The following is a 10,127-nucleotide window of genomic DNA, read 5'->3' as shown; positions in this document are numbered from 1 at the left end:
TCACCCGAGACCTCTTTGGCGCCGACTAACCCCAGCGCGGTACGCTCATGTACAAACGAAAAAGGCCCCCTAAAACAGGGGGCCTCGCAAAGCGTCAAAAACCAGAGACAAAATCAGCCTTTGGCACCCTGACCGCGAGCGTATTTGTCCTCGTACCGAACAATATCGTCTTCACCCAAATACGTGCCGGTCTGAACTTCAATCAAAACCATAGGAACCTTCCCAGGGTTTTCCATCCGATGCGTGGAGCCAACTGGAATGTAAACTGACTGGTTCTCCGTAACCAATTGCTGGTGATCGTCAATCGTCACAAGCGCCGTGCCCTCGACAACAATCCAGTGCTCCGACCGATGGACATGACTCTGAAGACTCAAAGACGCGCCAGGATGAACATAGATACGCTTCACTTGAAACCGGTCCCCGACCACTAGGCTTTCAAACCATCCCCACGGGCGGTGATCCTTGGGGAAATCCGTGGCTTGAGAGACACCCTTTGCTTTCAAAGCAGTTACGGCTTCTTTAACGTCCTGCGCTCGTGAAGAATCCGCTACCAAAACCGCATCATTCATCGCCACTGCGATAATGTTTTCAAGGCCGATCCCAACCAGCTCCAACTGGTCACTATCCGACCGCAAAAGCGAGTTATGACAATCAATCGCCGTCGCGCATCCGTTGGTCACCACACCATCGGCATCCGGACCGCTTTCGCGCCAGACCGCGTCCCAGCCGCCCAGGTCAGACCAAGCCGCATCAAATGGAACAACGGACAGGTTCGTTGCCTTTTCCATAACTGCGTAATCGATCGAGATGTTTTCAGCCTGCGCCCAAGGTTCCGGATTTAGGCGCAAGAAACCCAGATCCGGTGTCGCTGTTTCGACAGCCGCTTTCACAGGTGCCATCAGTTCGGGCGCATGGGTTTGAAAAGCCGCGATCATGTCTGATGCACGGAACAAGAAGATGCCCGCGTTCCATTTGAAATTTCCGGCCTCTAGCATCTCGGATGCGCGGGTCAGATTTGGCTTTTCAACAAACTTCTTCAACGGGACCGGCGCGCCATCTTTGCTGGCCGGTGTTGTCAGTTCGAGATAACCATAGGCGGTTTCCGGGTGCGACGGGGTGATCCCAAATGTCACCATTTGTCCTTGCGCCACGGCGTCAAGCCCGCGGGCGACTGTGGCTTGGAAAGTGTCGACGTCGGACACAACATGATCAGATGGAGCAACCAGCAAAACCGCGTCTGGAACTTCAGCGGCAGCGCGCAGAGAAGCTGCCAGAACCGCGGGCGCGGTGTTGCGCCCCTCGGGCTCGATCAAAATGGCACCGGGATCAATTCCTACAGCTTGCAACTGTTCGACGACAATAAATCGAAAATCCGAATTGGTCAGAACCACTGGTGCGGCAAACTCCAAGGCCTGTGTCCTACCCGACAGTCGACGTGCCGAGGCCTGAAACAGGGTTTCCTCACCAACAAGCGGCACAAATTGTTTCGGATAGCTTTTCCGGGACAACGGCCAAAGACGCGTTCCAGACCCTCCGCACAGGAGAACGGGAGTAATCAACATGATACGCTCGAATTCTGATCTAATTAGGAAAAGTCCTATTAAATGCGTATTGCTGTGGCAAGGTTTAGCTGGGCCCCAAAAGGAAAAAGACCGCTAAACCGTGAATGCAAGGCAATGTAGACGTAAGCGACAAAGCTAAATTTCAGACTTGTGCGGTTAGGAATCTGGGCTCTGATCCGTCAAGGCATACCGCGCTAAGAACGCCGGTTGCGAATGCGCCTGTGTCAATGGAAATGCGGCCCTGATGTGCGGCAGCAACATCAACAATTGTGTGTCCGTGGACAACCCACATACCGTCGCGCCGCACTGTGGATTCGAACGATGGATGGCCCCAGATAAGAGTATCGTCAATTTGTTCTTGGGCCGGGAGGTCGGGATCGGCGGCAGCATGCACCACGAGTACGTTGCCAGATAATTCCGATGTTTTCAGCCCTTCGACCCATACACATAGGGGATCGCCCATTGCGTCGTGCAATCTGTCGCGACAGTCGGAGAGTTCGACTGCCGTCATCTCTGTTCGAACGCCTCGGACGCCAAACGAAGCCAAGGTTTGTAGCCCGCCGTAGCGCAACCAATGAGGCCCTTGCCCTCTGGGGTCTTTCAGGAACCGCAGTAGCATCTCTTCGTGATTGCCCTTCAAGCAGGTGAGGTCAGAGCGCGCGCTGACCAGACGCAACACCTCTGCGCTGTGTTCCCCGCGATCCACATAGTCCCCAACCAGAATAATCCGATAGCCCTGCGGCACCGACGATAACAGTTTTTCCAGTTGGAAGATGCAGCCGTGAACATCACCGATCACGCATAGCGGTTCGTCTGGGTTCGGCGGCATGAACGAAGCGCGCCGCCCGAACTTTTTGAAAAGCGATGTCAGCACTGTAAGCCACTCTCCTGCCCAGTTGGCCGTTACGCAATCCGATGCCCGCGTTGCGGTACCGGTTTGAGGGTCAGTTGGTGATACCTTTGGACTGAACCACGAGCAATACCGAGTTCGGGCAGTGCGGCACTCGGGTAGCCGCACGCGAATGATCTCGCTGCTTTAGACCCTGCATACGCCATTGATCCGGTTATGGGCCTTGGTCATGAACCATGACTGCAACGGCTCACGACAATAATCGGCCAAAACTCGGCTGCAGAAATCTAAGTCTTAGTTTGTTGAGAACAAACTCAGAGCATTACTCATTACCCTGTGAAACAAAGCTGGGTTTCAAGGGGACGGAGCGGTCGGTGAAACGAAGATAATGTTGCAACTCCACCGGAAATAACCAACGGCAGGCGAATTAAGCCCCTTTGCGTGTCTGCCACCCGATCAAACTAAAACATGCGAATAGAACGGCCGCCACACAGACAATAGATGGGCCAGCCGGTGTATCGAACACATATGCGGCCCTTAACCCAGCAACAGCTGAAAATGCACCGATTGCAGCAGCAATCAAAGCCATAGATTCCGGAGATCGGGCCAAGCTACGCGCGGCAGCGGCCGGAATGATCAAAAGCGCAGCAATCAGCAGAACGCCCACCACCTTGATGGCCACCGCCACAGTAACGGCAAGCGCTAAAGTCAAAATTAATTGTTCCCGTTTGGGATCAAAGCCGCTGGAATAAGCCAATTCCTCATTCAAAGTTGCCGTCAAAAGCTGAGACCAGCGCCATGTAATCAGCCCCACAACAAGTGCTGCACCACCCCAAATCACAATCAGATCAGAGCGCGACACCGCGAGAATATCGCCAAACAGGTACGCCATCAGATCGATACGAACGCCAGAAAGGAACGAAACGGCCACTAAACCGAAGGCAAGTGCAGAATGCGCAAGCACCCCCAACAACGTGTCCATTGCATAACCACGTCCAGCCAACAACGTCACTGTCAGTGCCATGACAAGCGCAACAGCCAAAGCACCCGTAAAGACGGACATTTGAAATGTCAGGGACAGCGCCACACCAAGGATTGCCGCATGCGCTGTCGCATCTCCGAAATAGGCCATGCGGCGCCAAACAACAAAACACCCAAGAGGTGCTGCGGCGAATGCTACGCCAATGCCCGCAAGTGTTGCGCGTGTCATAAAATCATCAAGCATTATTCTGCTGCTTCCTGAGAGTGGTCACAGTGATCATGGTCGTGGTCATGACGATAAAGCGCCAGCGCGCCGCCAGTACCCGTTCCGAACAACGCGCGATACTCAGGAGCCGACGCCACAACGGCGGGGGAACCTTCGCAACATACGTGTCCATTAAGGCATATCACCCTGTCCGAGGCGCTCATGACAACGTGCAGTTCATGGCTGATCATCAAAACGGCACAGCCGGTTTCGCGCCTCACCTCTTCTATCTGATGGTAAAAGGCTGCGGACCCCGGTTGGTCGAGACCCTGGGTCGCTTCGTCCAAAAGCAAAACATCAGGCCGGTTGATCAGGGCCCGCGCCAGTAAAACCCTCTGAAACTGCCCACCAGAAAGCTGCGACATCTGGCGCTTAAGAAGATCAGGCACACCGGCAGCTTCAAGCGCCTCAACGCACTGCGAGCGCGACACATTATTCGTCAGTCGCATGAACCTTTCGACCGAGATCGGCAGGGTTGGATCGATATGTAGTTTTTGCGGGACATATCCAATTTTCAAACCAGACTTCAGTGAAACCATGCCCGCACATGGCTTGGTCGCACCAATTATAGCTCGCAAAAGGCTGGTCTTACCCGAACCGTTTGGACCAACAATCGTGACGATCTCGCCCGGTTCTATGGCCATGTCTACGTGACGCAGAACGGTGTTTGCGCCATAGCGCACGCTGAGGTTTTCAACGTTGATAAGGGTCATGTCTACGCCTTTTCGGTGCAGTCCGGGCAGATTCCCTCGGCTTCTACAACCGTTCGCTCAATCTCGAAACCCGCTGCGCGCGCAGCCGCACCCAAAACGCCTTTGGCTGGCGAGGATTGCGCCTCGGCCACGGCATCGCATTTCCTACAGATCATGAAGGCGGGTGAATGCGCGGCATCCGGGTGAGAACAGGCAACAAATGCATTCAAGCGTTCGATCTTGTGAACGAACCCATTTTGAACAAGGAAATCAAGTGCACGATAGGCCACCGGAGGTTGGGACCCAAACCCCTCTTCACGCAAGCGGTCAAGGATTGCATATGCACCAAGGGCACGATGTTCTTGCAGCAACATCTCAAGCACCTTGCGCCGTACCGGAGTCAGACGCAGACCATCCTTCTTGCACCGGCCCTCAGCCGTAGACAGCGCAGTCTCAACGCAAGTTGCGTGGTCATGTTTCTGGAACCCAATAAGGGTCGTTTCATCAGCCGGTACAGGATGCGCCTTACTTGTCATGTTATTCCATATCATGTATGTCGCTCGTAACGTTATAAAATCACACAGAGGGTCTGATGTCCAGAAAGCTTCTACCACTATCGATCACCGCTGCGCTTATGGGCGGAACGGCCATGGCGGATGTACCGAACGTAGCGGTCGATATTGCACCAGTTCACTCTTTGGTAGCCCGAGTAATGGACGGTGTTGGAACACCAGATCTGATTATCCAGCCCGGTGCATCGCCCCACGAGTACAATTTGCGCCCTTCAGAGGCAGCTGCGCTGCAAGAGGCTGACCTAGTGTTCTGGATTGGTGAAGACCTCACGCCATGGATGGAAGGTGCAGTGGAAACGCTTGCCGATGGAGCAACAGTTACTACGCTGCTTGAAGCTGACGGCACAGTTGTTTTGGACTTCCGGGAAGACGCCTTGTTTGAGGCGCATGATCATGACGATCATGATGAGCACGACCATGACGAAGAACATGCCGATCACGACGATCATGGCCATGACGAGCACGACCATGATGAGCATGCTGAAGACAAGGATCACGATGACCACGATCACGAAGAGCATGCAGATGAGCATGATGATCATGGACATGATGAGCACGCTGAAGACAAAGAGCACGACGACCACGATCACGAGGAACATGCTGACCACGATGATCATGATGATCATGATGATCATGATCACGAAGACCATGCTGACCACGACGGGCACGACGATCATGAGGGCCATGCGCACGGCGAACATGATCCCCACGCCTGGTTGTCTCCAGCAAACGCAGAAACCTGGCTAAACGTGATCGCAGCTCAACTGTCTGCCGCCGATCCGGATAACGCTGGTGCGTATTTTGCCAACGCCGCAGCTGCGCGCGAAGAAATGGCTGCGCTGTCTGCCGAAATTGCCGTAACACTTGAACCCGTTCGAGGCGGTAGCTTCATCGTCTTCCATGACGCTTATCAATATTTCGAGGATGCCTTTGATTTCCCGGCCTCGGGTGCGATTTCTCTGAGCGATGCCAGCGATCCAAGCCCAGCTCGAATCGCGGAAATCCAAGGGCGCATTCGCGAGGAAGGTATCGATTGCGTCATGACCGAACCGCAGTTTAATCCTGGAATTGTCGCAACGGTTATGGATGGCACCGAAGCCAATACTGGTGTGATCGACCCGCTGGGATCTGACCTTGAGCCCGGAGTGGATCTTTACCCACAAGTCATCCGCAATATGGCGACGACCATAGCCGAGTGCCTGTAGAACATTAGGCCTGGCCGCGTAAAAAGTCGGCCAGGTTACCCACTGTCAGGGGCCACGCTGAAAATCAGTGTTTTCTTAACAAGTGCCTGCGTCGTCCCTGACATTTTCAAACTGAGCTTCAAATCTGACCCGACAAACTAAAGTACTTTTGCAGCACTCTGGCTCCAATCATTTTCTCTTTTATAGGGTCTGAGAATTGTTCCAGCCACTGATGAGCTTGGGATATTATCGCTTCTGCAGCGTCTGGGTTTTCATTAAAGAACGCCACTTTGTCTTCCAGATCGCTGAAATCGTCACGCAACAAAACAAAGTGCTTGTTCGGTTGTAATCGCCCTTCCATGAACCAAGTCTCGTAATGGAGCTTTGGCGACATCACCAACATATTCGATGCCATACCCCATTTAAGGTTTGTGGCGACTTCATTGCCTTCTAGTGAAATGAAATATTTGAATTGTTTTTGCTGCCCATGTGTCAAGGCACCCTTGGGACGGCGGCCGCTGACCTCTTTGCCTGTGTGGCCGATATCAAATTCAGGGTGATCATAGAACTTATCTACCAGAATTCGGCGGGCATTGGTGCGCGCTGTCCCCCGCCATACTGCTGCTGGCTTTTTCTCACGAAAGGGAACAGGATCGGATGTCCACGAAAAATGCCTGTTCTTGTTTAGATTGAGGATAACGGAATTTGCATTGGTATTTGAGATCGGTCTCGATTTGACGATTTTCGGCACATCTGGAACCAGTTTGATATCACCGAACAGGTAATGCAGGTGCCGATCAGCACCGAAACCTTTTGCGTGTTCAATCAGATCTAGAAAATAGCGGCCTCGCTGACTCTCTATTTCTGATACCAGCGGAGCATCTGATGCGTCAAAAGGCGTTTCCAATTTGTTGTAATAAGCGACACGCTCTTCGATGTCATCGATGTCTGGGCGCAGTTCTACCTCGTTCAACAATCTTTCAGTTTGCCGTTCGCACAATGCGTAAGGTTTTAACCAATGGGATACCCCCCGCGCATAGTACGTGAGACGATCCGCATGGCGCGGCAACTCCAACAAATAATTGACCTTGCGCCGATGCTTCATCTGATTTCCGAATTTTGAACCTGTTTGCTTCAATTACCCACAGAGCGGAAGTCGGTCAATTGCGGGAAATCCAAGCAGTTGCCGTGAGGATTTATATAAACACTTGCTGACTGTCTTATCTTGAACTCAGTGTTTTCTTTCAGCGTATCTCGATTGGTTTGTTGCGTCCTCGGGCGTGAGCATCCCATGAACCTCATGGGCCTTCTCTCGCCACACTGCCGCTTTACCTTAGCGACCCTATTTTCAGCACATCCAAATGAAAAGTCCCGTGGTGTTCGTCTATTTTGGATTTTGTTTCCTGGGGCGCAAATGTCGGTTCTACACAACGGTGACTTACAGGAAAGGTTGCTAGTGGCATGCGTCGCGAACCAATGCTTATCAGTGAAAACCTGTATAGCAATATTTGACACAGTGCGGTGCTTGAGTTCGCGTTAGACAACAGCTATTCGTGCGACTGTTTCATTCTGGGGGACCCTAGCTTGCACGAGACTCTTAAGTACCGAGCCGATATCGATGGACTTCGCGCTATCGCCGTCTCATCAGTGGTTCTTTTTCATCTCGGCGCGTCCACAGTCTCGGGTGGATTCGTCGGTGTTGACGTTTTTTTCGTTATTAGCGGTTACCTTATCACACGATTGCTTCTCGAAAGATGGGAAAACGGTCGCTTCTCTTATCGTGATTTTTACATGCGCCGCTTGCGACGTATTGGTCCGGCGCTCTTTGCTGTATTATTCGCGACTATTATTTGTGGTTCTTTTCTACTCTCACCTGAGGACTTTTCTGCTCTCGCTACAAGCGGCATTGCTGCGCTCTTTTCTTTTTCGAACATTCTATTCTGGACTCAATCGGGTTATTTTGACGTCGATGCGATTTACAAACCCCTGCTTCATACCTGGTCCCTTGGAGTCGAAGAACAGTTCTATCTAGTTTGGCCGCTCTTACTTTTCGGCTTCTTCCTGCGACGAGTGAAGCGCAATTCAATCTTTTGGCTTTTGCTTGTAGCCACTCTCTGCAGCTTTTTTCTCAGCGAGCTTTTCTTATCGCGAGCGCCAAGTGCCGTGTTTTTCTTGCTGCCATTTCGATTTGGCGAGCTTACACTCGGTGCCTGTTTGGCACTGGCGCCTAATTTGCAAGTTCGCAACGCGGCCAAAAGCGTCCTGTCTTTATTGGGGCTTTCTTTGATTGCCTTTGCAGTTTTTGCTTTCGACAAAGAAACTAGGTTCCCAGGATTCTCAGCATTAATACCTTGCTTGGGGGCCGCTATCCTGATTTGGGCCGGGCCGGGCGCGATTGCCAATCGCGCACTCTCGCTGGTGCCCATCGTGTACATCGGACGTATCAGCTACTCGCTCTATCTTGTCCACTGGCCGATCGCGTCATTCTTTGCATTCCTTTACTTCAGGACACCGACTATCGCCGATTTGCCCGCGCTTCTGGCCGTTTCGTTTCTACTTGCGGTTCTGCTATACCACTTTGTCGAGCAGCCGTTTCGACGTCGCCGTGACGTCGGTTTCGCGCTTCCTGACCGGACTCTTGGAGCCATGTCAGTTGGCGCAGCAGCCTTGTTGGTTGCAATAAACGTTACTGTCGTTAGATCTGCTGGTTTTCCTGAACGCCTTCCCGAGGACATTCGGAGTTTTGATAAAACAATCCGAGAGGCAAAGCGCGAACGCGCCGCCGCTATCAGACGCCCAAAGTGTCATTTTAAAAGTGGGGAGGCGGCTCTTTATTTGGACAGTTTTTCTGACTGTCATGATACACTAGACGCGCAAAATGTTGTCATTCTTGGAGACAGTCATGCTGCGGACCTTTGGGTGGCCGCCAGCAAATCAGGCAGCGAAACTAATTACTTACAATTCACAGGCGCGGGTTGCAGTCTGGATGACCTTGAAAGGCCGCTCAATGCATGCAACCAGTTCTGGCAGAATGCGTTCGACTGGTTTGCGCAAAACAGGGATCGCTTGTCACTGATCATCTATTCGCAACGTGCGGCAACGCTCATGGAGCGTGAAGAGGCATCAGGAGAGCCCATAGGTCCAGATCCCGAGGTTGAGGCAAAGGTCATTGCACATCTGGCTCGGTTGCGCCAAGAAGGTTTGCCTGTCGTCTTCCTAGGGCCAAGAGCCGAACTTCACCCAGTTTTGCCACTGCGAGCCGCTCGGGCAACTTCCTTCTTTGCGCTTCGTTCGTCGCTCGCTGCGGTTGATTTCTCGCTATACCGTGACTTAGATAAACGTCTGGCTGATGCTGCGCAGGCCAACGGTGTTCCGTACTTCTCCAATATTGAAGCCCTGTGCAATGAGACGGGATGCCCAGTTATCACAGAGAAGGGCAAACCTTTCATCGTTGATTATGGGCATTGGTCTCCAAGTCAATCCGCGTCCCTCTGGCTCGCTATTCTCGACCATCACTCGTCTCTAAAAAATTTGCACCCCTAGCCCCTAACAGCGCTGAGCCATCGCAATATCGTAAATTTTAGTGTCTTAGAGAGTCTTTTCCGTCAACCAACAACTGCGGTATCTTAGAAATAAGCCGCCCAATGTAGCTTTTCTCGGCTGTATATACTTTCATTGGTATCGTTTTAAACTTGGTTATCGTTCTGACGCCGCAGACAAAGACTACGAGTTGGCGTGAAGGAAAAAAGCTGTCTTTCTGGGTGCTCCAGTGCTTTCACGGTGTTGTTGTTTGCTGCGTGTCGTCGCACCGTTGTCGAACTAGGTGCTGTGCAAAGGTTGTGAAGCTCAAGCGACGCATCTTTGAACTTGAAAGTTTTTTCTTTTCGACCGCTGAGATTGTATTATGGGCATATGATTTTCGCCACATTTCTTCGGGTTATGAGCCTGACGATGTGAAGACGTTAAGCCATTGACCGAGGTGGCAATTGCCGTCTGAACGTTCTGTGTTTGGATTTTCTGA

At 52.2% G+C, this 10,127-nt stretch carries 8 protein-coding genes; 2 read left to right on the top strand and 6 right to left on the bottom strand.

The window, feature by feature from the left end; genetic code table 11:
- Nucleotides 1-113 precede the first annotated feature (113 nt).
- From ACR0L3_RS20450 to ACR0L3_RS20430, 5 genes are all read right to left on the bottom strand, one after another.
- A complete protein-coding gene (locus ACR0L3_RS20450) occupies nt 114-1,562 on the bottom strand; it encodes a mannose-1-phosphate guanylyltransferase/mannose-6-phosphate isomerase (RefSeq protein WP_480747640.1) in 1,449 nt (482 codons plus the stop codon).
- A gap of 142 nt (nt 1,563-1,704) precedes the next feature.
- Entirely contained in the window at nt 1,705-2,436 is a 732-nt protein-coding gene (locus ACR0L3_RS20445) for a metallophosphoesterase family protein (RefSeq protein ID WP_480747639.1), read from the bottom strand.
- Between the two features lie 403 nt (nt 2,437-2,839).
- Entirely contained in the window at nt 2,840-3,637 is a 798-nt protein-coding gene (locus ACR0L3_RS20440) for an iron chelate uptake ABC transporter family permease subunit (RefSeq protein WP_480747638.1), read from the bottom strand.
- Nucleotides 3,637-4,371: a metal ABC transporter ATP-binding protein gene (locus ACR0L3_RS20435; protein ID WP_480747636.1), complete on the bottom strand. Its 735-nt coding sequence runs from the start codon at nt 4,369-4,371 to the stop codon at nt 3,637-3,639. The genes ACR0L3_RS20440 and ACR0L3_RS20435 overlap by 1 nt, the downstream gene beginning before the upstream one ends.
- Before the next feature lie 2 nt (nt 4,372-4,373).
- On the bottom strand, nt 4,374-4,901 hold the full coding sequence (locus tag ACR0L3_RS20430) for a Fur family transcriptional regulator (RefSeq protein WP_480747635.1): 528 nt from the start codon (nt 4,899-4,901) through the stop codon (nt 4,374-4,376).
- A 41-nt stretch (nt 4,902-4,942) separates the two neighbouring features.
- On the opposite strand from ACR0L3_RS20430, the gene ACR0L3_RS20425 reads away from it, so the two are divergent.
- The gene (locus tag ACR0L3_RS20425) at nt 4,943-6,127 is read left to right on the top strand and encodes a zinc ABC transporter substrate-binding protein (protein WP_480747633.1); all 1,185 of its coding nucleotides are present in this window, start codon (nt 4,943-4,945) and stop codon (nt 6,125-6,127) included.
- A 118-nt stretch (nt 6,128-6,245) separates the two neighbouring features.
- Here ACR0L3_RS20425 and ACR0L3_RS20420 read toward each other — a convergent pair whose 3' ends face one another.
- Entirely contained in the window at nt 6,246-7,211 is a 966-nt protein-coding gene (locus tag ACR0L3_RS20420; protein ID WP_480747632.1) for a glycosyl transferase family 90, read from the bottom strand.
- Between the two features lie 479 nt (nt 7,212-7,690).
- Here ACR0L3_RS20420 and ACR0L3_RS20415 point away from each other — a divergent pair, with 479 nt between their 5' ends.
- The gene (locus ACR0L3_RS20415; protein ID WP_480747630.1) at nt 7,691-9,649 is read left to right on the top strand and encodes an acyltransferase family protein; all 1,959 of its coding nucleotides are present in this window, start codon (nt 7,691-7,693) and stop codon (nt 9,647-9,649) included.
- Nucleotides 9,650-10,127 lie beyond the last annotated feature (478 nt).

It is taken from the genome of Ruegeria sp. CK1 (assembly GCF_056536545.1).
The sequence above is the reverse complement of the archived record's forward strand: the minus strand, read 5'-3'. Positions and strand labels throughout refer to the sequence as shown.